This window comes from Streptomyces pseudovenezuelae, from assembly GCF_029892565.1.
Lineage (GTDB): Bacteria > Actinomycetota > Actinomycetes > Streptomycetales > Streptomycetaceae > Streptomyces > Streptomyces pseudovenezuelae_A.
The window spans coordinates 1-25,712 of the sequence record NZ_JARXVH010000030.1; the positions used below are offsets into that span (position 1 = coordinate 1).

The 25,712-nt window shown below is 70.7% G+C and carries 19 protein-coding genes; 4 read left to right on the plus strand and 15 right to left on the minus strand.

The genetic code is table 11. The annotated features are described in order from the left end of the window. Nucleotides 1-119: 119 nt before the first annotated feature. The 8 genes from M2283_RS47260 to M2283_RS47290 all read right to left on the minus strand — a co-directional run bounded on the left by M2283_RS47260 (nt 120) and on the right by M2283_RS47290 (nt 12,615). The gene (locus M2283_RS47260) at nt 120-2,168 is read right to left on the minus strand and encodes an ATP-dependent DNA helicase (RefSeq protein ID WP_280882797.1); all 2,049 of its coding nucleotides are present in this window, start codon (nt 2,166-2,168) and stop codon (nt 120-122) included. Between the two features lie 633 nt (nt 2,169-2,801). Continuing rightward, entirely contained in the window at nt 2,802-3,686 is an 885-nt protein-coding gene (locus tag M2283_RS47265; RefSeq protein ID WP_432423240.1) for a GNAT family N-acetyltransferase, read from the minus strand. 215 nt (nt 3,687-3,901) lie between these two features. Beyond that, nucleotides 3,902-6,226, minus strand: coding sequence for an IucA/IucC family protein (locus tag M2283_RS47270; protein ID WP_432423241.1), 2,325 nt, complete (start codon nt 6,224-6,226; stop codon nt 3,902-3,904). Between the two features lie 329 nt (nt 6,227-6,555). Further along, nucleotides 6,556-7,938, minus strand: a complete 1,383-nt coding sequence (locus tag M2283_RS47275; protein WP_280882798.1) for a diaminobutyrate--2-oxoglutarate transaminase family protein — start codon at nt 7,936-7,938, stop codon at nt 6,556-6,558. 303 nt (nt 7,939-8,241) lie between these two features. Beyond that, complete coding sequence (locus M2283_RS47280) at nt 8,242-10,512, minus strand: FdhF/YdeP family oxidoreductase (RefSeq protein ID WP_280882853.1); 2,271 nt, start codon at nt 10,510-10,512, stop codon at nt 8,242-8,244. Nucleotides 10,513-10,645: 133 nt separating this feature from the next. Beyond that, complete coding sequence (locus M2283_RS52205; protein WP_432423242.1) at nt 10,646-10,723, minus strand: 50S ribosomal protein bL37; 78 nt, start codon at nt 10,721-10,723, stop codon at nt 10,646-10,648. Nucleotides 10,724-10,935: 212 nt separating this feature from the next. After that, the gene (locus tag M2283_RS47285; RefSeq protein WP_280882799.1) at nt 10,936-11,871 is read right to left on the minus strand and encodes a Dyp-type peroxidase; all 936 of its coding nucleotides are present in this window, start codon (nt 11,869-11,871) and stop codon (nt 10,936-10,938) included. A 111-nt stretch (nt 11,872-11,982) separates the two neighbouring features. Continuing rightward, nucleotides 11,983-12,615, minus strand: coding sequence for a DUF1345 domain-containing protein (locus M2283_RS47290; RefSeq protein WP_280882800.1), 633 nt, complete (start codon nt 12,613-12,615; stop codon nt 11,983-11,985). Nucleotides 12,616-12,840: 225 nt separating this feature from the next. Here M2283_RS47290 and M2283_RS47295 point away from each other — a divergent pair, with 225 nt between their 5' ends. After that, nucleotides 12,841-14,064, plus strand: a complete 1,224-nt coding sequence (locus tag M2283_RS47295) for a trypsin-like serine peptidase (protein ID WP_280882801.1) — start codon at nt 12,841-12,843, stop codon at nt 14,062-14,064. 233 nt (nt 14,065-14,297) lie between these two features. Beyond that, nucleotides 14,298-15,503 carry a trypsin-like serine peptidase gene (locus M2283_RS47300; protein ID WP_280882802.1) on the plus strand — a complete coding sequence of 402 codons (1,206 nt, stop codon included), beginning with the start codon at nt 14,298-14,300 and terminating at the stop codon, nt 15,501-15,503. 99 nt (nt 15,504-15,602) lie between these two features. Here M2283_RS47300 and hflX read toward each other — a convergent pair whose 3' ends face one another. From hflX to miaA, 6 genes are all read right to left on the minus strand, one after another. After that, nucleotides 15,603-17,096: a GTPase HflX gene (gene hflX / locus M2283_RS47305; RefSeq protein ID WP_280882803.1), complete on the minus strand. Its 1,494-nt coding sequence runs from the start codon at nt 17,094-17,096 to the stop codon at nt 15,603-15,605. Nucleotides 17,097-17,294: 198 nt separating this feature from the next. Further along, nucleotides 17,295-18,827 (minus strand): M1 family metallopeptidase, encoded by a 1,533-nt coding sequence (locus M2283_RS47310; RefSeq protein ID WP_280882804.1) that lies wholly within the window; start codon nt 18,825-18,827, stop codon nt 17,295-17,297. Between the two features lie 158 nt (nt 18,828-18,985). Then, nucleotides 18,986-21,088 (minus strand): RelA/SpoT family protein, encoded by a 2,103-nt coding sequence (locus M2283_RS47315; RefSeq protein ID WP_280882805.1) that lies wholly within the window; start codon nt 21,086-21,088, stop codon nt 18,986-18,988. 298 nt (nt 21,089-21,386) lie between these two features. Further along, on the minus strand, nt 21,387-22,262 hold the full coding sequence (dapF, locus tag M2283_RS47320; protein WP_280882806.1) for a diaminopimelate epimerase: 876 nt from the start codon (nt 22,260-22,262) through the stop codon (nt 21,387-21,389). A 137-nt stretch (nt 22,263-22,399) separates the two neighbouring features. Beyond that, on the minus strand, nt 22,400-22,909 hold the full coding sequence (locus tag M2283_RS47325; RefSeq protein ID WP_280882807.1) for a hypothetical protein: 510 nt from the start codon (nt 22,907-22,909) through the stop codon (nt 22,400-22,402). A 104-nt stretch (nt 22,910-23,013) separates the two neighbouring features. Then, nucleotides 23,014-23,952, minus strand: coding sequence for a tRNA (adenosine(37)-N6)-dimethylallyltransferase MiaA (gene miaA / locus M2283_RS47330; protein ID WP_280882808.1), 939 nt, complete (start codon nt 23,950-23,952; stop codon nt 23,014-23,016). Nucleotides 23,953-24,134: 182 nt separating this feature from the next. Here miaA and M2283_RS47335 point away from each other — a divergent pair, with 182 nt between their 5' ends. Continuing rightward, complete coding sequence (locus M2283_RS47335) at nt 24,135-24,449, plus strand: hypothetical protein (RefSeq protein ID WP_280882809.1); 315 nt, start codon at nt 24,135-24,137, stop codon at nt 24,447-24,449. Between the two features lie 73 nt (nt 24,450-24,522). Further along, nucleotides 24,523-24,840, plus strand: coding sequence for an antitoxin (locus M2283_RS47340; RefSeq protein ID WP_280882810.1), 318 nt, complete (start codon nt 24,523-24,525; stop codon nt 24,838-24,840). A gap of 96 nt (nt 24,841-24,936) precedes the next feature. On the opposite strand, the gene M2283_RS47345 is transcribed toward M2283_RS47340, so the two are convergent. Next, a complete protein-coding gene (locus tag M2283_RS47345; protein WP_280882811.1) occupies nt 24,937-25,653 on the minus strand; it encodes a class III extradiol dioxygenase subunit B-like domain-containing protein in 717 nt (238 codons plus the stop codon). Between the last annotated feature and the right edge of the window lie 59 nt (nt 25,654-25,712).

Below are 25,712 nucleotides of genomic sequence, written 5' to 3' on the forward strand. Positions count from 1 at the left end.
GGGGGGGGGGGGGGCCCCGGGGGGGGCGCCCGGGGGGGGGGGGGGGCGCCGGGGGGGGGGGGGTGGGGGGGGGGGGCGGGGGGGGGGGGGGGGGGCCGGCCCCCCCCCCCCACCCCCGATCACTCGTCTTCCGTCTGAGTCTCGGCCTCGGTGGGACTCTGCTCTTCCGCCTGCGCCTGCCCTTCGGCCTCCGCCTGCTCCTCGGCCTTCTTCGCGGTCGCGTCGATCGCGGCGAGGGATTTCCGGACCTGGTTACGGTCCGTCGTGAACCAGAAGTCGGGCAGTGACGCCTTCAGATAGTTGCCGTACCGAGCCGTGGCAAGGCGCTGATCCAGTACGGCGACCACACCACGGTCCCCCGACGCCCGTACGAGGCGGCCGGCGCCCTGGGCCATGAGCAGCGCCGCGTGTGTGGCGGCGACAGCCATGAAGCCGTTGCCCCCGGCGTCCTCCACCGCCTTCTGGCGGGCGCTCATGAGCGGGTCGTCCGGGCGCGGGAACGGGATCTTGTCCATGACGACCAACTGGCAGCTGGTCCCCGGGACATCGACGCCCTGCCAGAGCGAGAGAGTGCCGAAGAGGCAGGTCTTCGGATCGGCCGCGAAGTTCTTGATCAACTCGCCGAGCGTCTCCTCGCCCTGCAGCAGGATCGGGAACTCCGGGATCCGGGAGCGCAGTTCCTCGGCGGCGAGTTGGGCCGCCCGCATCGAGGAGAAGAGGCCGAGCGTGCGTCCACCGGCGGCCTGGATCAGGTCCGTCAGCTCGTCCAGCATGTCCCCGCGGTCACCGTCGCGCGCCGGGCGCGAGAGGTGCTTGGCGACGTACAGGATGCCCTGCTTGCGGTAGTCGAAGGGCGAACCGACGTCGACGCCCTTCCACTGCGGGATGTCCTCGCCCTCGGTGCCCTCCGGGGCCAGCCCGAGGGAGGCGCCTACGCCGTTGAAGTCGCCGCCGAGCTTCAGCGTGGCCGAGGTCAGGACCACGGAGCGGTCCGTGAACAGCTTCTCCCTGAGCAGGCCCGACACGGACATCGGGGCTACGCGGAGGGAGGCGCCGAAGCGGTCGTGGCGCTCATACCAGACGACGTCCCACTCGGAACCGTTGGTGATCCGCTCCGCCACGTCGTGGACGCTCTCCACGGACGCCAGCGCCTGCTTGCGGACCGCGTCCTCGTCCTGGACCGACTTGTCACGGGTGGCGCCGATCGCGGAGATCACCGTACGGCAGGCGTCGCGCAGTGCCATGAGCGCGTAACCGAGATCTTCCGGAATCTCCTCGAGACGGCCAGGCAGCGCCAGCTCCATCAGCCGCTCGAAGCCCTCGGCGGCGGTCTGGAGCTGGTCGGCGGCCTTCTCGTTGGCCAGCTTCGCGGCGCGGCGCACAGCGCGGTTGACCTGGCCGGGCGTGAGTTCGCCGGTGGCAACTCCGGTGACCCGGGAGACCAGTTCGTGCGCCTCGTCGACGATCAGCACCTCGTGCGGCGGGAGGACCGGTGCACCCTCGATGGCATCGATCGCGAGGAGTGCGTGGTTGGTGACGATCACGTCGGAGAGCTTGGCGCGCTCGCGGGCCATCTCGGCGAAGCACTCGGCACCGTACGCACACTTGGACGCGCCCAGGCACTCGCGGGAGGAGACCGAGATCTGAGCCCAGGCACGGTCGGAGACACCGGGCGTGAGGTCGTCGCGGTCGCCGGTCTCCGTCTCGTCCGCCCAGTCGCGCATGCGCAGCAGGTCCTGGCCCAGCTTGCTGGTCGGCGCGGCCGCCTCGAACTGGTCGAAGAGGCCCTCCTCCTCGTCCTGCGGAACTCCCTCGTGCAGACGGTGCAGGCACAGGTAGTTCGACCTGCCCTTGAGCATCGCGAACTCCGGGCGGCGGCGCAGCAAGGGATGCAGTGCGTCGACCGTGCGCGGCAGGTCGCGCTCGACGAGCTGGCGCTGCAGGGCGAGGGTGGCCGTCGCCACGACGACCCGCTCCCCGTGCGCGAGCGCGGGCACCAGATAGCCCAGCGACTTTCCGGTACCGGTGCCGGCCTGGACCAGCAGATGGGAACCGCCGTCGAATGCCTCCGCGACGGCTTCGGCCATGGTCACCTGGCCAGGGCGCTCCGAACCGCCGACAGCAGTGACGGCAGCATGCAGGAGTTCGGGGAGTGAGGACTTCGTCATAGGGCGACCACCCTACGGCCCGGGACTGACAAACGGGCGATCAAGGCAGGTGGGGGCGACGGGATCAAGGCCTTGGCCGTCTCGGCCGGTGGCCGGGTTGGTGCGGAGTGGTGTCGGAGTTCGATCGGAGGCGGATCGGATGGGAGCCGAGTGGGGATCGGCTGTGGTTGGGGTGGCATCGGATCCGATCGGTGAGGCCTCGTCGCCGGGGTGGGTTCGGGCGGTGGGGCGAGGGCGGGTGGTTGTGAGGCGTGGGGCGGGGAGGGGAGGGGTGTGCGGGGGCGTGATGCTGGGTTCTCGGCGTTCGCAGACGCGTTGGGTCGGGTCGGTGTGTTGGGGCGGTGTGTTGGGGAGTTGTGGCGTCGCGGGTCGGGTGGTGCAAGGGGCGCCTGTGTGCGGGTGCGCGCGAGCGGCGCGGTCGCAATTGGAGTCGTGCGGGACGCGGTCGCGAGTGGGGAGCGCGAGACGCGAGTCCGAAAGCACGGCGTCCGGGAGCGGGGCTCGGCGCCGGGCACTCGCCGGTCAATCGGCGCGGCCGACAGTCGATCCGCCGGCTCGGAAATCGGTTCGGCGGAAGTGGGAACCGGATCGGCACGAGCGGTGTACCAAAAGTGACGATGTCGCGGCATGGCGTTACAGCAGGTCGCGCAGGGACCGGTCTCGGATCATGAGGGCGGCTCGCTTGGCGGGCAGGTCGACCTCGGCGGAGAAGCGGAATCCGGCGCGCAGGAAGGCAGCTACGGAAGGGGTGTTGCGAAGGTCGGGTTCCGCGATGACTCGTGCGCAGGCGGGCCGCTTGTCCAGGGCCAGGTCGGAGACGGTTCGGATCAGCGTGCTGCCGAGCCCTCGCCCACGATCGGCGACGCCGCCGATGAGGAGGTGGATTCCGGTGTCATGAGGTCGAGCGGGGTAGTGGCGGGCCAACGGGTCCAGGTCCGCCCGGTAGATCTCCCAGTAGCTCATTGGCGTGCCCTCCAGCACACCGAGGCAGGGAAGGCTGCGTCCGTCGCCGGTGAGCTGAGCCCGCAGGTGATCCTCGGTCACGGTCTGGGAGCCGGCCAACTCCCAGAACTCCGCGACAGCAGGGTCGTTCATCCAGCGGCTGATCAGCGGTAGGTCCCGCTCGACGTGGACGGGGACGAGTTGGAACACGCCCGCGGGCGAGAGGGCCGGGCCCCAGTCGGCGATCTGGTCAAGGAGATCGTCGGAGGACGGGGCGATAGAGAAGCGGTCGAAAGACGACGAGTCGAGGGAGGACCGGTCACAGAGGTCGCCGTGGGCGTCAGTAGCGGCATCGGTGTCCTGAGCGAAGAGCGCGATCAACTCGTCGGGCAGACGTAGGTCCAGCGTGTCCTCGCAGTCGGTGCCAATGCGGGCACTGCTCTCGGACAGGCGGGAGCTTGTGTCGGGGCCGATGCCGACGCCGATGCCGAGGTCGGTGACAGCTGAGGTAGGGGCGGTGGCGGAGGCAGGGACGGAGGCTGGGGCTGCGTTCGCTCCGGCGTCGGTGGGAGACACGGTGACGCTCCTCTCAGAGGTCTCAGTAGACGGGGTGGGACATGTTCCTCAGGGACTCAGGCGCTCAGGCGCTCAGGCGCTCAGGCGCTCAGGCGCTCAGGCGCTCAGGCGCTCAGGCGCTCAGGCGCTCAGGGATGAGGAGACGACAGGGTGAAGAGACGGCGGGACGAAGGGACGGCGGGATGAAGGGAGTTGGGGATGGTCGGCGGCGGCTGTCAGGAATGGAGAGGGTTGGCGATGGTGACGTAGACGGATTGGGTGTCGACCGGACCGACGAGTTCGTCGAGGCCGTGCAGTCGGGTCAGGAGGTTGGCCTTGCAGCGCAGCACAGGTGAGTCGAGCAGGCGGGCGGGCAGGGAGGTGCGCAGCCGGCCGGGACCGGAGGCGACGCCACCGAGGAAGCGACGGAAAGCGGCGAGCAGCACACGTTCGTCGGCCAGACGCTGGGAGCCGAACGCGCCGACGAGACCGAGCACGTTGTTGATAGCGAGGTAGTAGGCGAACCGCTCGTCGGTGACCTCGTCGGAGACGAAGGTGTCGCTGTGCTCGCCGATACCGGGCAACCGGGCGTCGAGTTCCGCGCGACGGGACTCGCGGAAGTAGTAGCCCTGGTTGTCGCGGTAACGACCACCGGCGGGCCAACCGTCGGCGTCCAGCAGGAGCAGCGTGTTCTGCTGGTGTGCCTCCAGCGCGATCCCCGCCTCCGCGTCCAGCCACAGCACGGGCCGGACGACTTGTTCGAGGTAGCGCAGGAACCACTCGGCGGCAACGGCCCCGCGCGGACGGCCGGTTCGGCGAGCCAAGCTCGTGACGAGGTCGGCGAGTCGGGATCGCATGGCCGGCTGGCCCGCATCTGGGGAGTGCGGCCGGGGCGAGACGAGGCCGGCGATGCAGGAGACGTCGTCCGACGGGCTGAACGGGTTGTGCCGGATCACCACGTCTAGGCCGGCCACTGGGACACCGTTCGGACCGTCGACGGCGAGCCAGGCCGGGTCGCGGATGATGTCGAACCCCGGGTGGGCTGCGTGCCACTGCTCGGCGAGGCCGCTGCGCAGCAGGCGGTGGACTTCGACGCCTCGGTGCAGTTCCTTGCGGAGGTTCTCACGACGGGAGTTGGTGATGCGGAGACCCAGAGACAGCTTGAGCATGGCGGGGGCGCCGGACCGGTGGACGGTTCGCACGGAGGAGGTGGGGTGCCACGGATGGCCGTGTGCTCCGAGGTCACGGAGCAGTCCGGCATCGAGCAGGGCCGCCGTCTCGGCGCGCTGGCGGACCTCGCACAGTTGCCAGGGGTGCATCGGCAGGGCCGTGTAGCCATCGGGCAGCGACAACGGGCCCTCGTCTCCGGCGAGTCGAGCCGCGAGCTGGGGCGCGGGGACGAGACGGCCACGCTCGGTCCAGGAGGAGTCGGTGGCGAGTACGGACGGGGCGACAGCAAGCCAGTGCAAGGGGAAGGAGCCGCGCAATTCCGGTGAGTACAGCTGCGTTTCGGACTCGGTGAGGCCTTCACGGCTCTTGGGGGTCGGGTGCAGGGGGTGTCCGAGCAGGAGGGCCTGTTCGGCGGCGAGGAAGAGGTCGGGGCCGTCGGAAGGATGCCGGCGGCGGTGGGTGAGGAAGGTGGCGGTATGGCGGAGGGAGTCGATGACGCGGGCGACTAGGTCGGGGCCGGGTGTGGACGCGGGGTTCGTCGTGGACGCGGGGTTCGTCGTGGACGCGGGGTTCGTCGTGGACGCGGGGTTCGTCGTGGACGCGGGGTTCGTCGTGGACGCGGCGCCGGCCGTGGACGTGAGGCCAAGGTCCGTGGCGGGGGCTAGGTCCATCGCAGGGGTGAGGCTGGCCGTGGACGTGGGGTTCGTTACGGGCGCGCGGCCGGTCGTGGGCACGGGGCTGGCCGTGGACGTGGGGCCAGTCATGGGCGCAGGGGTGACAGGAGGCGTGGTGAGGACGGCTGAGGCTGACCGGTGCGTGGCCGACGCGGGCTTGCCTGCGGGGCTTCCCAGCGGTTCGCCGACGTCGCAGCCGTCAGGACCGCCCCTACGGTCAGGACCATCCCTACGGTCGGAACCGTCGAGGCCGAGGTAGTCGAAGTCGTCGGCACCGACCGGCGTCTCGCGGGCGAGCAATGCCGCGACCGTGACCGCGTCGGCCGGTGGGGACCGTTCGGGGTCGGGGGCGCCGGCGAAGTACGGGGTGCCGAAGCGGTGCCAGCCAGTCGGGGACCAGTAGCGGATCGGGACGTGCAGGGTCGCACCGCTGGCAGGGAGGGGGATGCGGAGAGTGGTGTCATCGGGGGCCGGGAGGCCGACCTCGCGTACCCAGCAACGGAGGAGGTTTTCGACGGCGGCGGCGTCAGCTGCGGTGACCGGGTCGACGTGTTCCAGTGGGTCGGCGAGGGTGCGATGCGGTCGCGGCGGCTCGACGCACGGGGTTCGGCTCTGCGCCGGGAACGAGACCTCCGGCGCCTTGCCCTGCTCTGGAACCCGAGTTCGCACCGAGGCGTAGTCCGCCGACGCCCGGCTCTCCTCTTGCTGCGTCCCCACGGCCGAGCCCGATCCCAGCCCGGTGCCCGTCCTCGCTGCCCCCGGCTCCCTCGATTCCCCCGGGCTTCTGGCTCCGCCGGACAGCCGTTCGCGCTCCGAGGTGCCTCCCTGCTGGCGAGGCAATGGGGCGGACGTCGGGTCGGTCAGTGCGTGGGCGGAGTCGTGTTCGGGTGCGGGGGTGGTGTTCAAGGCGGTTCCTCACGGGTGGTTCTGGGCCGTGCTGTTGGCTCGCGCTAGCGGTTCGTCCTGGTGTTTTGCCTGGTGTTTTGCCTGGTCTCGCGTTTCGTTTTCTCGTCTGGTGATCGCGCTGCATGCAAGGGGTTAGGGGGTTATCGCTCATGTATGGAAGTCAGTCGCCCGGCCTGCCCGCAGGCCACGGCCTCGATCGCGTCAGCCAAGCGATCAAGCACCGCGGACACCTGCTCGTCGGTGATCGTCAGTGGGGGAAGGAGTCGTACGACGCTGGTGTGGCGGCCGCCGAGTTCGATGATCAACCCGCGTTTCAGGCACTCTCGTTGGACGGCGGCGGCCAGTTCGGGGGCGGCCGGAGGAGGGCTGTCGTCCGCCTCCGTGTCCACCAACTCGACGCCGATCATCAGCCCACGCCCGCGCACATCCCCGATGCACGGGAACTCCTGGGCCAGGGCGCGGAGTTGGGTGAGGATTCGGGTGCCGAGGGTGGCCGCTCGTTCGGCGAGGTGGTTGTCGCGGACGTAGGCGAGGGTGGCCGTGCCGGCGGCCATGGCGAGTTGGTTGCCGCGGAAGGTGCCCGCGTGGGCGCCCGGTTCCCAGATGTCGAGGTCGTCGCGGTAGACGAGGACGGCGAGCGGGAGGCTGCCGCCGATGGCCTTGGAGAGGACCATGACGTCGGGGGTGATGCCGCTGTGCTCGACCGCCCAGAAGGCGCCGGTGCGGCCGACGCCCGTCTGGATCTCGTCGGCGATCAGCGGGATGGAGCGGGCGGCGGTGATCTGCCGCATGCCGCGCAGCCAGGCCTCGGGGGCGGGGAGTACACCGCCCTCTCCCTGGACGGGTTCGAGGATCATCCCGGCGGGGTGCGGTACCCCGGACTTGGGGTCGTCGAGGACGGACTCGGTCCAGCGGGCGGCGAGTTGGGCGCCGCGGGTGCCGCCGACGCCGAAGGGGCAGCGGTAGTCCTGGGGGTAGGGCAGGCGGGCGACCCGTATGTCGGAGGCGTCCCCGGAGGCTGCCGGCGCTCCGGCGGTCATCCCGTGGTAGGCGCCGGTGAAGGCGAGGAGTACGGTGCGGCCGGTCGCGGCACGGACGAGTTTGAGTGCGGCCTCGACGGCATCGGTTCCGGCCGGTCCGCAGAACTGCACGCGCGCGTGGTCGGCGAGGCCGGGCGGCAGGGTGTGGAACAGCTCGGTGACGAAGGCGTCCTTGACGGGGGTCGCGAGGTCGAGGACGTGGAGCGGGGCGCCCGAGTCGAGGACCTTCCGGATCGCCTCCAGGACGACGGGATGGTTGTGGCCGAGGGCGAGGGTTCCGGCGCCGGAGAGACAGTCGAGGTAGCGGCGGCCGTCGACGCCCTCGATGGTCAGCCCGCGGGCCCGCACCGGCACGATCGGCAGGGCGCGGGCGTAGGTGCGTGCCGCCGACTCGCGCGCCGGCTGCCGCCGCAGGATGCCTTCGTGTGCCGAACCGGCCTCACGGGCCACGCGTGCCGCACGGGCGGTCGAAACGCCGGCCACTCCCCCGGTCGCAGGTGGCGCAGCCACCCTGCCACTTACGCCCGCCCCGACTCGCTGGGCGCCGACTCGCTCGGCCGCACCGCACTCGGACGCGTTCTCGCCAGCCGCCGGCTCGCCATCTGCGGACTCGGCCAAGGCTCCCCGTCCTCCCGCCGCGCAAAGGGGCTTCGCCACCACGGGGACCGGACACGGACAGCAGGCCCCCCACCGCTACCAACCCCGCATCGCTCACGGGGTTACGGGTTGCCTCAAGATCCTTGTCGGGACGGGGCCGTTCACGCCGTCGCGCCCCAAGCCGCGTCCTCAGGCGGCCGGTTCGATGGTGACCTTGACGTGCTTCATCAGCGGCTGGTCGCTCTGGGTGCTGAAGTCGCCGATCGCGCACAGGACGTTCATCTCCGGCATGTAGCCGGCCGCACAGCCGCGCGGGATGTCGTACGGGATGGCCAGGTAGCCGTCGAGGTGGCGGCGGCTGCCGTCCTTGGCGGTGCTGGTGATGTCGACCGGATCGAATTCGGCGAGGCCGCGCTCGCGCATGTCGTCCTTGTTCATGAAGACGAGGGTGCGGAGGTTCTCGATGCCGCGGTAGCGGTCGTTGTCGGAGTAGATGGTGGTGTTCCACTGGTCGTGGGAGCGCATCGTGCCCAGCGCCAGGGTGCCGGGGGCGGGGACCACGTCGGGCAGGGGTGCGGTGGAGAACTCGGCGCGGCCCGATGGGGTGAGGAAGACCAGTTCGCGGGCGGGCTGCTTGATGCGGAAGCCCAGCGGCAGCCGTACCCGGCGGTTGAAGTCCTCGAAGCCGTCCAGGACTTGGGCCATGGTGTCGCGGATGCGGTCGTAGTCCTCGACGTACCACTCCCAGGGAGTGGAGCTGTCGGGCAGGGCGGCGCGGGCTATCCCGGCGATGACGGCGGGCTCGGACAGCAGGTGCGGCGAGGCTGGGCGCTTCATGCCGAGGGAGAGGTGGACCATGCTCATCGAGTCCTCGACCGAGGTGCTCTGGACGCCGTGGCGCTGCTGGTCCTTCTCGGTGCGGCCCAGGCACGGCAGGATCAACGCCCGCCGACCGTGGACGAGATGGCTGCGGTTGAGCTTGGTGCTGACCTGGACGGTGAGGTCGCAGGTGCGCAGGGCCTCGTAGGTGTACGGGGTGTCGGGGGCGGCGAGGGCGAAGTTGCCGCCCATGCCGACGAACACCTTCACATCGCCGCGGTGCATGGCCTGGACGGTGCCGACGGTGTCCAGACCGTGCTCGTGCGGCGGGTCGATCTCGCAGGCCTCGGCGAGACGCTCAAGGAACGTCTCGGTGGGCCGGTGGTCGATTCCGCAGGTGCGGTTGCCCTGCACGTTGCTGTGGCCGCGGACGGGGGACGGTCCCGCGCCCTCGCGGCCCAGATTGCCGCGCAGCAGAAGGAGGTTGACGATCTCACGGACGGTGTCGACGCCGTGTTCGTGCTGGCTGACGCCGAGGCACCAGCTGACGATGCTGCGGTCGGCGTCGCGGTAGACGCGTGCCGTCTTGAGGATGTCGTCGCGGTCGACCCCGGACTGCCGCTCGATCTCCGCCCAGGAGGTCTCCTCGCACAGGGCCCGGTAGGCGTCGAAGCCCGTGGTGTGACGGTCGAGGAACTCCCGGTCCAGCGCCTTGGGGTCGGTCCCGGACTGGTCCAGGACCGCCTTGGCGACGCCCCGCAGAAGCGCCATGTCGCCGCCGATGCGTGGTTGCAGGTTCAGGGTGCTGGTCGGCGTCGACTTGAGGAGGGCCATGTCCGTGAAGTCGTGCGGCACGATGGTCCGGGTGGCGGCTGCCTCGACCAGCGGGTTGATGTGCACGATCTGCGCGCCGCGCCGGTATGCCTCGGCCAGGGCCGTCAGCATCCTGGGCGCGTTGGAGGCGGCGTTGACGCCCATGATGAACAGGGCGTCGGTGGCCTCCCAGTCCTTGAGGTCGACGGTCCCCTTGCCGGTGCCCAGGGACGCCGTCAGCGCGCGGCCGCTGGCCTCGTGGCACATGTTGGAGCAGTCGGGCAGGTTGTTCGTGCCCAATTCGCGAGCCATCAACTGGTAGAGGAAGGTGGCCTCGTTGCCGAGTCGGCCGGAGGTGTAGAACGCCGCCTGGTTCGGGCTGTCGAGTCCGCGCAGGGCACGGCCGACCGTCTCGAACGCGTCGTGCCAGTTGACCGGGGCGTAGTGGTCGGACTCCGGGTCGTAGACCATCGGTTCGGTGAGCCGGCCCTGGTCCTCCAGGTCGAAGTCGCTCCAGCCGGACAGTTCGGTGACCGAGTGGGCGGCGAAGAAGTCACGGCCGACCCGCTTGGGGGTCATCTCCCAGGTGACGTGCTTGATGCCGTTCTCGCAGATGTCCAGGTGCAGGCCCTTGGTGTCGTCCGGCCAGGCGCACCCGGGGCAGTCGAATCCGCCGTTCTCATGGTTCATCCGCATGATCGCCCGCGGCCCGTCCACGAGCGCGCCCTCGCGCACCAGCACCTTGCCCACGCTCTTGGCCGCGCCCCAGCCGGCGGCGGGGTGGTGGTAGGGGTGGAAATGCGGTTCACCCTGCGGATCGGGCCCCACGTGCGGAGGATCCGTCCCCTCGCCCGTCGGATCGCTTCCCGCGCGCTGCGGAGGCCCGTCCCGGCCGTCATGTGTGGTGGTCAAGAGTCTCACCCTCTCACCGTCCGGACGGGCACCCCGCAGCCCCGAACGCCTAGGACTGCGGCCGCCGCCCATGGTTTGCGGCGTGCTTGCGGCGGCTCCTCTTCTTGCGGCGTCGCTTCGAGGACATGGCTGCCTCCCGTACGCATGAGATGTCAGGCGAAATGCCCTTTTCCGGACATCCACGATTCCACACGGCCCGTGGCAGCGCGATTCGGCACGGCAGGCTCCCGCCAGGACAGCCCGGGCCACCCTGACCGTTCGCACCACCCAGACCGCCCGGGCTGCCCGACCCTTCCGGCCCGCCCCTCCGGTCAGCGCAGGTCAGCCGATCGACGCAGGTCAGCCCGCCGGCGCGGCGGGCAAGTCGTCCAGGAAGCCGACCGTCGGCACGTGGAACAGGCATCCCGTGATCGCCGTCGAGAAGTCGAGGATGCGGTCGTGCTTGGCCCGGCCGTCGCCGAGGAACATGTTCCTGAGCATCCGCTCGGTCACGTCGGGCGTACGGGCGTAGCCGATGAAGTACGTGCCGAACTCGCCGGCTCCCACGGTCCCGAACGGCATGTTCTCCCGCACGATCTTGAGCTCGTTGCCGTCCTCGTCGGTGATGACGTTGAGGGCCACGTGGGAGTCGGCGGGTTTGATGTCGTCGGGGAGTTCGAGGTTGGTCAGCTTGGTGCGTCCGATGGCGTTCTCCTGCTCGTCGGACGGCAGGGCGTTCCACTCCGTCATGTCGTGCAGGTACTTCTGGACGATCACGTAGCTGCCGCCCTTGAAGGCGTGGTCCTCGTCGCCGATGAGCACGGCGTCGGACGCGAGCCGGCCCTCGGGGTTCTCGCTGCCGTCGACGAAGCCGAGCAGGTCGCGCTCGTCGAAGTACTTGAAGCCGTGCACCTCGTCGACGACCGTGACCGCGCCGGTCAGCCGCTCCACGAACAGCCGGGTCAGTTCGAAACAGAGGTCCATACGACGGGCCCGCACATGGAACAGGAGGTCCCCCGGCGTGGCCGGGGCCCGGTGCCGGTCACCGGCCAACTCGACGAACGGATGCAGTTGTTGGGGGCGCGGTCCGCTGAACAGCCGGTCCCAGGCCGCCGATCCGATGCCGACGACACAGGTGAGTTCGTCGTCGGGGGCGCGGAAGGCGACCGAGCGGCGCAGGCCCGAGACGTCCTCCAGCAGATCGCGGACCGTCTCTTCCTGCCCCGGCACGATGGTGACCACGAGAAACACCGCGGCCCTGGCCGGAGGGACGATCACTGCCTGCGGCTCGACCACGGGTCGGCCTCCTCAACCTGTGCGAGATCGGGTACGAGCTCCTGTACGAGACGGGTCCGTTCCCCGCCATCCTGCTGTGTCCCCGGGAAATCCGCACGAGGACACGGTGACTCAGCCGCCGACGAGACCCACGACGAGGTTGATGGCGGTGGCGAGGATGCTGGTGCCGAAGACGTAGGACAGCAGCGAGTGCCGCAGCACGATCGCGCGGATCTCCGGACTGGAGACGTCGGTGTCGGAGACCTGGTAGGTCATGCCGAGGTTGTAGCTGAAGTAGAAGAAGTCCCGGTACGCCGGCGGCTGGTCGGAGTTGAAGTCGATGCCCTTGCCGGTCTCGTAGTACACGTACGCGTAGCGGGTGGCGTACATCAGGTGCAGCGCGGCCCAGGCCATGAAGACCCCGCACAGTGCGGTCGTGGCCGCGGCGTGGCCGGGGTCGGATCTGCCGCGCACGAGAAGCAGCACGATGGCGATCAGTCCACACAGGGCCACCGCGACGACCAGGAGTTCCTCGACGAGGGGCCGGAAGTCCTCCCGTTGGGCGTTGCGGTGGGTGTCGGTGGCGTCCATCGGCCACAGCACCACCCAGCCCGTCACGACGAAGATGAGTTCCGTGGCGGCGATGCCGGCCAGCATGCCCAGGACCAGATCGGTCGGCAGTCCGACGGCCACCCCGACGACGGCTCCGAGGACCGTCGCGCCGGCGAGCCTGGACAGGGCGTTCAGCGGCTGACGAGTCCCCATGAGTGAACACGGTAGCCCCATCGGCACCGTCCGGCTCGGCGGGGCCCGCCGGGCCGCCCGAACGGGCCGCGCCCGCACCCTCACTGACCAGGTCGGAACCCTCGACACCCAGGTCAGACCGCTTGTAGCCGAACCGTTGCCGTTCCGTGGGACGTCACCCACAGCGGACCCATAGTCTGTGATGCCGTTCCGCCGAATTCCGTTGAACCCAGGGGGAGTCAGACCATGCGACCCATCCGGCCGTCCTTCACCACCCGCCCCGGGAGGAGTGCGCGCCGCAGAGTCTCCCCCGTGCTGACCGCCGTCGCCCTCGCCTCCGCGGTGGCGCTCACCGCCACCGCCTGCGGCTCCGACGACACCAAGGCGGACGACCGGGCCTCGGCCGCCGCCGCCGCGTCGGACGACGGCAGGATCAAGATCCCGGACGACATCAGGGACAAGCTCAAAGAGCACGGGATCGACATCGACAAGTGGAAGGACGGCGCCTGGAAGAACTGGGACAAGGACGACTGGCTGCGCGAGGCCGACGACTTCGTCAACCCGATCATCAAGGGCCTGTGGGACCCGGAGCGGATGCGTGACGCCGACGACCCGGACAAGGGTGTCGACGACAGCGACCTCTCGGGCGACCAGGGCGTGACCGACCCGGCGCCCGAGCCGGTGGACGCGAAGGCCGTGCCGCCTACGTACCACGCCAACGCGGCGACGGCCGGGAAGGTGTTCTTCGACGCCCCCGAGGGCACGATGGTCTGCTCGGCGACGGTCGTGGAGGACCCGGCGCACCCGGGCAAGTCCAACCTGGTCTGGACGGCGGGCCATTGCGTGCACGCCGGCAAGAAGGGCGGCTGGTACCGCAACATCGCCTTCGTTCCGTCGTACAACGACGCGGGCAAGTCGGCCGCCGAGTTGGAGAACGCCACCCGGGAGGAGGCCGCTCCTTACGGCGTGTACTGGGGTGACTGGGCGCAGACCTCCCAGCAGTGGATCGAGCAGGGCGGCGAGACGGGCGGCGACGGGGCCTCGTACGACTACGCCGTCATTCATGTGACGCCCGAGAAGGGCAGTAACGGCAAGTCCCTTGAGGAGACGGTCGGTTCGGCGCTGCCGGTGAACTTCAAGGCACCGGCCGTGCCGAAGGTCGCCGGCATCACGGCGACCGGCTATCCGGCGGCGGCGCCGTTCGACGGCCAACTGCTGTACCAGTGCCAGGACAAGCCGGGGCGGCTGTCGATCAGTACCGCGGACCCGACGATGTACCGGATCGGCTGCACCATGACCGGCGGTTCGTCCGGCGGGGGTTGGGTCGCCACGGGCTCGGACGGCAAGCCGGCGCTGGTGTCCAACACCTCGATCGGCCCGGTGACCGCGGGTTGGCTGGCCGGTCCGCGTCTTGGCGACGTGGCGAAGGGCGTGTACGACTCGGTGAGCGAGAAGTTCGCCGGTCAGTGAGGCGCGGCGGGTGCGGTGGACACGGCGGTCGGTGGATGCCGTAGGCACAGCGGGCGATGGGGTACCGCACAGAAACATTCACCGCCCCATCCCCGTTCGCCCGCAACTCCGCGGGCATAGTGAGGTGTCGCGGACGGATCACATGTGCCGCGACATCCCGCGACGCCGCTCCTCGCGATCGGCGCACCGCGATCCGCACCAACACCACACGTTTCAACGGGGGTTACCGCACCATGCGTTCCACACGCACGCCCACTTCGCCAAACCGCCGCCGGCGCGCGGCACTTGCCGCCACCGGTCTCCTCGCCGCTCTCGCCCTCACCGCGACCGCGTGCAACGGCTCGGACGACGACAGCGCGAGCGACAAGCCGGACACCGCTTCGCAGTCGTCCGGCACGGGCGACGGCAGGCTGCACGTCCCGGCCGACATCGCGAGCAAGCTGAAGGACCACGGGTTCGATGTCGACGAATGGGCCAAGGGCGGCTGGAAGGACTGGGACAAGGACAAGTGGCTCAGCGCGGCCAAGGACTTCGTCAACCCGGTGATCGACGGCCTCTGGAAGCCCGAGCGGATGAAGTCCGCCAAGGAGGCCAACAAGACGGTCTCGACGAAGGACGCCACCGCCGATCAGGGCGTCAGTGACCCGGTGCCGGCGCCCGTTGAGGCCACGGCCGAGAAGACGCCGTACCACGAGAACGCGGCCCCGGTCGGCAAGGTGTTCTTCGACTCCCCCGAGGGCTCCATGGTCTGCTCGGGCACGGTCGTCAAGGACGTGAACCACCCGGGCAAGTCGAACCTGGTCTGGACGGCCGGCCACTGCGTGCACGCGGGCGCGGGCGGCGGCTGGTACCGCAACATCGCCTTCGTCCCGGCCTACAACGACCTCGGCGAGTCGGCGTCGCAGCTGAGCAACGCGAACGCCTCGGAGATCGCCCCGTACGGCAACTGGTGGGCGGACTGGGCGTCGACCTCCGGCCAGTGGATCCAGGGCGGCTCGGAGACCGGCGGCGCGGGTGCCGCGTACGACTTCGCCGTGCTGCACGTGAAGCCCGAGCAGGGCGCCAAGTCCCTTGAGGAGACGGTCGGCGCGGCGCTCGACGTCGACTTCTCATCCCCGTCCGCGCCCCAGGTCTCCGAGATGGGCGCATGGGGCTACCCGGCGGCACCGCCCTACGACGGTCTGCAGATGTTCAAGTGCCTCGACAGGCCCGGCCGGCTCTCGCTGGATCCGTCCCTGCCGACGATGTACCGCATCGGCTGCACCATGACCGGCGGCTCCTCCGGCGGCGGCTGGTTCCGCGTGGTCGACGGTCAGACGAAGCTGGTCTCGAACACGTCGATCGGCCCGTCCGACAACACCTGGCTGGCCGGCCCGCAGTTGGGACGGACGGCCGAGTCGCTCTACGAGAACATGAGCAAGACGTACGGCGGTCGGTGACGCCGGAGGAACCGACACCTCAAGCAATGCTGAAGGCCCGCCCCCGAACAACAGGGGCGGGCCTTCGGGCCGTTCTACGACCGAGCCGGTCTACGGCACTCAGACCAGCGGCGCGGGAACGTACGGCATGAGCTCCGCCGCCAGTTCCTCATGTACCCGCACCTTGAGCAGCGTGCCCTCCGGGGTGTGCTCCTCGGAGATCACCTCGCCCTCGTCGTGCGCGCGGGCGACCAGCTTGCCGTGGGTGTACGGCACGAGCGCCTCGATCTCGACGGACGGCCTCGGCAGCTCGTTGTCGATGAGCGCGAGCAGCTCCGCGATGCCCTGGCCAGTGCGCGCCGAGACCGCGATGGAACGCTTCTCGATCCGCATCAGCCGCTGCAGCGTCAACGGGTCGGCCGCGTCCGCCTTGTTGATCACGACGATCTCGGGCACCTTCGTGGCGCCGACGTCCCTGACCACCTCGCGCACGGCGGCCAGCTGCTCCTCCGGGTTGGGGTGCGAGCCGTCCACCACGTGCAGGATCAGGTCGGACTCGCCGACCTCCTCCATGGTGGAGCGGAACGCCTCGACCAGGTGGTGCGGCAGGTGCCGGACGAATCCGACGGTGTCGGCCAGCGTGTACAGCCGCCCGCTCGGGGTCTCCGCCCGGCGGACGGTCGGGTCCAGGGTCGCGAACAGCGAGTTCTCGACCAGGACTCCCGCGCCCGTGAGGCGGTTGAGCAGGGACGACTTGCCGGCGTTGGTGTAGCCCGCGATGGCGACCGACGGCACCCGGTGGCGCTTGCGCTCCTGACGCTTGATGTCGCGGCCGGTCTTCATGTCCGCGATCTCCCGGCGCATCTTCGCCATCTTCTCGCGGATCCGTCGCCGGTCGGTCTCGATCTTGGTCTCACCGGGACCACGGGTGGCGAGGCCGCCGCCCGAGCCGCCGCCCATCTGGCGGGACAGCGACTGACCCCAGCCGCGCAGCCTCGGCAGCATGTACTGCATCTGCGCGAGCGCGACCTGGGCCTTGCCCTCTCGGGACTTGGCGTGCTGGGCGAAGATGTCGAGGATCAGGGCCGTACGGTCGATGACCTTGACCTTGACGACGTCTTCGAGATGGATGAGCTGGCCCGGGCTGAGCTCACCGTCACAGATCACGGTGTCGGCGCCGGTCTCCAGGACGATGTCCCTGAGCTCGGTCGCCTTGCCGGAGCCGATGTAGGTGGCCGCGTCGGGCTTGTCGCGGCGCTGGATGACGCCGTCGAGCACGAGCGCGCCGGCGGTCTCCGCGAGGGCGGCCAGCTCCGCGAGGGAGTTGTCCGCGTCCTGTGCGGTCCCCGTGGTCCAGACACCGACGAGGACGACCCGCTCCAGGCGGAGCTGGCGGTACTCGACCTCGGTGACGTCCTCGAGTTCGGTGGAGAGGCCGGCCACGCGGCGCAGGGCCGCGCGCTCGGAGCGGTCGAACTGATCGCCGTCCCGGTCTCCGTCGATCTCGTGGCTCCAGGCGACGTCCTCTTCCATCAGGGCATTGGCCCGAAGACCGTCGGGGTAGTCGCTGGCGAAGCGCTTGGCGTCCTGGGAAGGGGAAGAAGAGGAGGTCATTGGATCCTTACGTAGATAGGGATTGCGATACGGCGCTCATCAATCTCAACGTCCGAGTACCCCGGGAGATTCCCGTGTCCCGTCCCGCGCCGACCCGAAGATGGTCGCACGGGACGCCTCGTCTCGTCACCGCCTTATTTGCCGGTCTCAAGGCCCTCTTTCCTGGCCTCAGCGCCTTGTTTTCCGGCCTTCACCGTTCTATTTCCCGGCCTTCTTGCCCGGGTCGACGGACTTCCAATCCGGGTGACCGGGCATCGGCGGGGTCTTCTCGCCGTACAGCCAGGCCTTGAAGAAGTCGCCGAGGTCGCGTCCGGAGATCTCGGCGGCGAGCTGTTCGAAGTCGGCGGTCGTCGCGGTGCCGTCGCGGTGGAGTTCGACCCAGGTGCGTTCCAGGCGCTCGAAGTCGGAGCGGCCGATCTCCTCGCGCAGGGCGTAGAGGGCGAGCGCGGCGCCGTCGTAGACGTTGGGGCGGAAGATGCTGATCTTCTGGCCGGGGGCGGGCGCCTTGGGCCGGGCGGGCGGTCCGCCAGCGGCGCGCCAGCTGTCCGAGGCGCCGTACGCGGCCTTCATCCGCGTCTCCATCGACCGGCCCGCCTTCTCCTGCGCGTACAGGGCCTCGTACCAGGTGGCGTGTCCTTCGTTGAGCCACAGGTCGGACCACGCGCGCGGGCTGACGCTGTCGCCGAACCACTGGTGGGACAGCTCGTGCACCATGATCGACTCGACGTACCACTTCGGGTAGGCGGGCTCGGTGAAGAGGTCTTTCTCAAAGAGGGAGAGCGTCTGCGTCTCCAGCTCGAAGCCCGTAGTGGCCTCCGCCATGAGCACGCCGTACGTCTCGAAGGGGTACGGGCCGACCTTGCTCTCCATCCAGGCGATCTGGTCGGGCGTCTTGGCGAGCCAAGGTTCGAGCACCTTGCGGTCCTTGGTGGGCACGACATCGCGTACCGGCAGGCCGTTGGGTCCGTCGCGATGCACCACGCTGGAGCGGCCGATGGAGACCTGGGTGAGCTCGGTGGCCATGGGGTGCTGGGTGCGGTACGTCCAGGTGGTGGCCCTGCCGACGCGGTCCACGCCCGCCGGGAGGCCGTTGGCGACGGCGGTGTAGCCGTCCGGGGCGGTGACCCTGATGGTGAACATCGCCTTGTCGGAAGGGTGGTCGTTGCACGGGAACACCAGGTGCGCGGCGTCGGCCTGGTTGGCCATCGCGAGCCCGTCCTTGGTGCGCACCCAGCCGCCGTCCTGGCCGTCGGCGGACACGGGGTCGCTGGTGTGCCGCACGGTGATCCGCGTCCAGCTCCCCTCGACCAGCGGCTCCCGCGGCGTGACGACGAGATCGTCACCGGCCTTGGTGTACGACGCCGACTCACCGTCGACCTCGACCGACTCGACCTTGCCGTGCGCGAAGTCGAGGTTGAGGCGGTCGAGGTTGGTCGTCGTCCAGGCGTCGATCGTCGTGACCGCCTGGAGGGGCTTGCTGTTGGAGCCGGGATAGGTGAAGGAGAGGTCGTACGACGCCACGTCGTACCCGGGGTTGCCGAGGTACGGGAAGAGGCGGTCGCCGACGCCCAGCGGGGCCGCCGGGGCGCTCGCGGCGAGGAGGCAGACGGAGACGGCGGAGGCGAGCAGCGCGGTCGCCCGAAGGCGTCGGGGGCTCCTCGTGCGAGGGCTTGCGGTGTGGGGGGCGGCGGCCTGGGGGCGGGCCGCCTGGGCGCGGGGGGTGAGCAGCATGCACCACGGCCTACCAGCGCGCGCGTGCGCTACGGCGACGGCGCGCGTCCGGCCCACCCGAACGGGTAGGTCGGGCGGGGGCGCACGGCGTGACCCACCGGCGCATCACCCACCGCGCACGCCCCTCGCAGGAGGTAGCTGAAGAGGCCTGGGGCCCCTCACAGTCCCGTCGTCTGGCCCCGGCTCACGTCGTACACCCCGGGTACGTTCCGCATGGCCCGCATCAGGGCGGGGAGGTGGGCCGCGTCCGGGAGTTGGAGGGTGTACGTGTGGCGTACGCGCTGCTGGGTCGGGGGTTCGACCGTCGCGGAGACGATCTCCGCGCCTTCGAGGGCCATGGCTTCGGTGAGGTCGGCCAGGAGGTGGGGGCGGACGAACGATTCGGCGACCAGGGTGACGCGGCACTCGGCGGTGTCGCCCCAGCGCACGCCGACCTCCGGGCGCCCCACGGTCTTCATCCGCGCCACCCCGGCGCACTCGACGCGGTGGACGGTCACCACGCCCCCGCGCACGGCGAAGCCGGTCACGTCGTCGGGCGGTACGGGCGTGCAGCAGCCGGCCAGGCGCACGGTCGCGCCGGGCTGGTCGACGGTGACGTGATCGGTGGCGGGGCTGGTGGTCGGCGCCTCCGCGGTGGGCCGGAGGGCGACGGCGGGGCCCTCGGCCTCCTCGGCGGCGTCCTGCGAGGGGTGGGTCGTGATCCAGCGCTGGATGGCGATCCGGGCGGCGGGCGTGTGGGCGTGCTCCAGCCACTCCCTGGAGGGCTCCGAGGCGGGGTCCTGGCCCATGAGGAGCTGGACGGTGTCCCCGTCGCGCAGGGCCGTGCTGAGCGTCGCCAGGCGGCCGTTGACGCGGGCGCCGATGCACGCGTGCGCGTCCTCGCCGTACTGTGCGTAAGCGGCGTCGACGCAGGTGGCGCCGTCGGGCAGGCCCAGGGTGCCGCCGTCGGGGCGGTAGACGGTGATCTCGCGGTCCTGGGCGAGGTCCTCGCGCAGGGTCGACCAGAAGGTGTCCGGGTCGGGCGCCGCCTCCTGCCAGTCGAGAAGGCGGGAGAGCCAGCCGGGCCGGGTGGGGTCGACGCGCTCGCCGTCGACGGGGTCCTCGGGCGCGGGCGCGTACGGATTGCCGAGCGCCACGACGCCGGCCTCGGCGACCTTGTGCATCTGGGGGGTGCGGATGAGGACTTCGACGACCTGGCCGTCCCCGCGGGCCACCGCGGTGTGCAGCGACTGGTACAGGTTGAACTTGGGGACGGCGATGAAGTCCTTGAACTCCGAGACGACGGGCGTCATACAGGTGTGCAGCTCGCCCAGGACGCCGTAACAGTCCGCGTCCTCGTTGACGAGCACGAGCAGCCGCCCGAAGTCGGCGCCGCGCAGCTCGCCGCGTTTGCGGGCGACGCGGTGGACGGAGACGAAGTGCCGTGGCCGGATGAGGACTTCGGCCGGGATGTCGGCGTCGCGCAGCACCACGCGCATCTCCTCGGCCGTCTCGGCCAGCGGATCGTCCGCGCGGGAGGCGTTGTCGACGATCAACTCCCGGGTGTGCTCGTACTCCTCGGGATGGATGATCGCGAAGACCAGGTCCTCCAGCTCGGTCTTGAGCGCCTGCACACCGAGCCGTTCGGCGAGCGGGATGAGGACATCGCGGGTCACCTTGGCGATGCGCGCCTGCTTCTCGGGGCGCATGACGCCGAGGGTGCGCATGTTGTGCAGCCGGTCGGCGAGTTTGATCGACATCACGCGTACGTCGCTGCCGGTGGCGACGAGCATCTTGCGGAAGGTCTCGGGCTCGGCGGCGGCGCCGTAGTCGACCTTCTCCAACTTCGTGACGCCGTCGACGAGATAGCGGACGTCGGCGCCGAACTCCTCGCCGACCTGGTCCAGCGTCACGTCGGTGTCCTCGACGGTGTCGTGGAGCAGGGAGGCCGTCAACGTCGTGGTCTCGGCGCCGAGTTCGGCGAGGATCAGAGTCACCGCGAGGGGGTGGGTGATGTACGGCTCGCCGCTCTTGCGCATCTGGCCGCGGTGCGAGGACTCGGCCAACACGTAGGCGCGGCGCAGGGGTTCGAGGTCGGCGTCGGGGTAGTGGGCGCGGTGGGCCTCGGCGACATGGCCGATGGCGTCGGGCAGCCGGTCGCGGGCCGTCGGGCCGAGCAGGGCCGCACGGCCCAGTCGGCGCAGGTCGATCCGCGCCCGCCAGCGAGCCGCGGACCCGGTCATCGGACCTGGGGTCGCGGGGTTCGTGGCCTCCGCACTCATGGGCACCTCCGGCTGCGTGGACCGGCGGACGGGGTGCCCCAGGGCGGACACGGCTCAGGGGGCGGCAACACTCCCCCGTCCGGGCCGGTGCTTGATGCTACCGAGCCCACCACGTGCGACTGACCGCCTCTCGTCGAGCGTGAAACGGATCACCCATTCGAGCGAAGGTTCGTAGGTTTACGGTTTCGCGCCAAGTGACAGAGGGCCGGCCGTGCTTTCGAACCCGGAACCGCTCCCTTGGTGACGACTCATGCACCACGCACGCGTGTACGCCTCGGATGCCAAGCCACCGCCAACTTCAACTAGCGGCCTTTTCCAGCCACTCCGCGTCGATCTCGCCTTCGGCGACGATCACCGCGGGGCCGGTCATCTCGATCTCGCCGTCGGGCCGTTCGGTGATGACCAGCGTCCCGCCGGGCACATCGACGGTGTACGTCGCCGGGGCGCCGGTGACGGCCGGGTCGGCGCCGTCCCTGCGAGCGGCGGCCACGGCGACCGCGCACGCGCCCGTGCCGCACGACCGGGTCTCGCCGGCCCCGCGCTCGTGCACGCGCAGCGCCACGTGCCCGGGACCGCGGTCGACGACGAACTCCACGTTGACCCCGTCCGGGTAGGCGGCGGCCGGGCTGAACGGCGGCGCGGAGTACAGGTTGCCCGCGTGCGCGAGGTCGTCGACGAAGGCCACCGCGTGCGGGTTGCCCATGTTCACGTTCCGCGCGGACCAGCTGCGCTCGCCGACGCTCACCGTGACGTCCCCTTCGGGCAGGCGCGCCCGGCCCATGCCGACGGTGACGTCACCGTCCTTGGCGATGTGCACCTTCTTCACGCCCCCGCGCGTGGCCACCGCGAGGTCGCCCTCGCCGATGTGTCCCGCGCGCTGGAGGTAGCGCGCGAAGACCCGCACGCCGTTGCCGCACATCTCCGCGATCGAGCCGTCGCCGTTGCGGTAGTCCATGAACCACTCCGCCTCGGCCGCCATCTCCCGCGCCTCGGGGTGCGCGGCGGACCGCACCACGTGCAGCAGTCCGTCACCGCCGATGCCGGCGCGACGGTCGCACAGGGCGGCGACGGTTGCCACGGGCAGGTCGAGAGTGTTCTCGGGGTCCGGGACGATCACGAAGTCGTTCTCGGTGCCGTGGCCCTTGAGGAAGGGGATCCGCGCGCGGGAGCTCATTCCTCGATCGTAAGTGATGGGGTGGTGTCGGCCGGTGGGCCGGTGCGGCGCCATCGTGGCCGGGTGCGCCCACGCGGCGAAGCCGCACATCGATACAGCCCCGCGCCCCGGAAAAACCTCACGCGCCCCTGAAAACCTCAGCGGAGCCTAGCTACGCGCCATACCGCCAGCACGACCACCGCGGCCACGACCACGACGTACGCCAGCACGACCCGCCAGTCCGGCCTGGACCCTGAGCCGCGCTGCGGGAGGCCCGGGCCCGTGTAGCCGACCCGGCGGGCGGCCATCATGCCCCAGCCGGCCGCGCAGGAGCAGATCAGCAGCCCCAGCATGGCGATCACGGCGCCGCTGTCGCCGAAGTCGAAGGCGAGCGGGAAGGCGAACATCAGGGAGCCGACCGCGGCCAGGGCGACGATGGGGGCGAGCTGCCAGATGCGCAGTCGACGCTGCGGGCGAAGTTCGACCTCGACCTCGGGGCCGCTCGCGAACATCTCCTCGGGCTCGGGACCGTCCGCGGTCACTCCGCCCTGGGTGTCGTCGGGCCCGTCGGGGCTCAGACGGTCCTCGTCCAGCCCCAGCTCCGGCTCACCGCTCTCGGCGGTCAGGGGCTCGGTGCCGTGTGCGGTGTCGCGAGGGCCGGCCTCCATCACCACGCGCCCTCCCAACTAGGAACTTGGTCGATCGAAGCTCGATGATGGCACGGCACCGGAGGCCGGGATGACGGCCGGAGCGTCCCGATGCCATGACGTGATCAGGCTGTGACCGGTCGGTCGACCAACGCCAGTGCGAGGTGCGGAAGTTCTGTGAGATCCGCCGCAGCCCCACTCAACCAGTGCACCCGCGGATCGCGCCTGAACCACGAATCCTGACGGCGCGCGAAGCGCTTGGTGGCACGGACGGTCTCGGTGCGCGCCTCGTCGAGGGTGCACTCCCCCGCGAGCGCCGCCAGGACCTGCTGGTAGCCCAGCGCGCGCGAGGCCGTACGCCCCTCGCGCAGGCCCTGCGCCTGCAGCGCGCGCACCTCCGCCACGAGCCCCGCGTCCCACATCCGGTCGACACGGCGGGCGATGCGCTCGTCGAGTTCCGGGCGGGCCACGTCGACGCCGATCTGGACGGTGTCGTAGACCGAGTCGTGGCCGGGGAGGTTGGCGGTGAAGGGCCGCCCGGTGATCTCGATCACCTCGAGCGCGCGGACGATACGGCGGCCGTTGCTCGGCAGGATCGCGTGCGCCGCCTCGGGGTCGGCGGCGGCGAGGCGGGCGTGCAGCGCGCCCGAGCCGCGCAGGGTGAGCTCTTCCTCCAGCCGGGCCCTGACCTCGGGGTCGGTGCCGGGGAACTCCAGGTTGTCGACGGCCCCCCGGACGTACAGGCCCGAACCGCCGACGAGGATCGGCCAGCGGCCCTCGGCGAGCAGGGCGTCGATCCGCTCACGGGCGAGCCGCTGGTACTCGGCGACGGAGGCCGTGACGGTGACGTCCCAGATGTCCAGGAGGTGGTGCGGGACGCCGTCGCGCTCCTCGGGCGTCAGCTTGGCGGTGCCGATGTCCATCCCCCGGTAGAGCTGCATGGAGTCTGCGTTGACGACCTCGCCCCCGAGTTGCCGGGCGAGGAAGACGCCCAGATCGGACTTTCCCGCGGCGGTGGGTCCGACGACGGCGATGACTCGGGGGGCGGGGGGTGCGGTGCTCACCGGACCAGTCTCGCAAACCCGACGGGCACTCCTCGAACGAGTTACGTGACGGCACCGGGACGGGGTCGTTGCCCGGTCGAGGTCCCTGCCGCCGGTTCGAAGGAGGCGGCGGGCCGGGTGACGCGAACGGGCGCACCGGACGACGCGGGATTTCGCCCGCACGAGTAACGTATGGAGTGGATATGGGTGTTTTCGCACGACTTCTCCGGAGGTCGAAGGCCACGGAGGAGGCGTCGACCGCCGAGGCTCAGGACGGCGCTGTGACGGCGCCTGCGGAGTCGGTGGCGGAGGAGGCGGCAGAGGCGAAGGGGTCGGCCAAGACGTCCGAGGACCAGTCCGAGGACGCCGGTGCGGCCGAGGTCGAGCCGACGGCGGCGCAGGCGGAAACCCCGGCCGAGACGGTCGAGTCCGGCTCCGGCGAGGGCGTCGACATCCCCAAGCAGCAGTCCGCCGAGGCGACGGCCGACAGTGAGGCCGGCGAGGGCGCCCGCACGTAGCCGCCCGGCATACGCGTGCGCCGACGGGGTACCCGTCCGGCGCACGGGGGCCGGGACACACGGAAGGTGGACCATGGGTCTCCTGGACAATTTGAAGGCCAAGCTCTCTCCGGCCAAGGACAAGGTCTCTGGCCTCGCGCAGCAGCACGGGGGCAAGATCTCGACCGGTATCGACAAGGCCGCGAAGGCCGTCGACGAGAAGACCAAGGGCAAGTACAGCGACCGGATCCAGACGGGATCGGGCAAGGCCAAGGGCGCCATGGACCGCCTCGCCCACAAGGACGACCCGAAGGGCACGGGGCCGACCGGAGGCACGGGCCCAGTAGGCGGCACGGGCCCGGTCGGCGGCACGACACCGCCGCCGGACACTCCGACTCCGCCGACCACCTGACCGGCACGGCACATCGACGGACGGCCGCGGGGCCTTGGGGCTCCCGGCCGTCCGCCGTGTCCTGCACCTCCACAACCAGCTCGCGGACAGCCCGCCCTAAGACCAGGTCGCGACCACGTACCCCACCCCGTACGGCGCGTCCTCGTACAGCAGCGTGCCGACGAGGTCCGCGCCCTCGGCCGCCCCCGCGAGGACCTGCCACGGGGCGCGGCCCGAGGCCTTCAGTTCGTACGCCAACTCGCTGTCCAGCGCCTTGACGGCCGCCACGTCGGCCGTCCCCAGCGCCCGTGCGACCTCCGCGTCGAACGGCGCCGCCCGCTCGTCGAAGTAACCGGGCGCCTTGAGCGTGCGGCACGCGCTGGCGTCGCCCATCACCAGCAGTGCCACCCGCTCGTCCCTGGTCGCGATGTCCCTCCCGACTTGGATACACCGCTCGGCGGCGAGCGGTTCCCCCACGCCGAGTCCCTCGATCGAGGCGTCGGACCAGCCGGTCCGCTCCAGCAGCCACGCGGCGACGGCCAGCGAGGGCGGCAGCCGCCCCTCGGACGGGGCGTCCGGCCCCCGGCCGCCCAGCCGGACGTCGACGTCGACGCCGAATCCCCGGAAGGACCCCGGCGTGCCCTCCGGATGCGTACCTCGCCCGTTCTGCTCGGCCGGTCCGAGGACCACGAGCCGGTCGGGCCGGGCGGCGGCCAGTACACCGAGCGCGTCCGTGCACGCGGCACGCGCGGCGTCCAGCTCGGGAGCGGCACCGGCGGCGACCTCGGGCACCAGGAGCGGCGGGCAGGGACAGATTGCGGCGGCTACAAGCATGATCGGCAGCGTAACCCTGCGGGGCGGACGGGCGTCAGTCCCCGATCAGCACGTCGGTG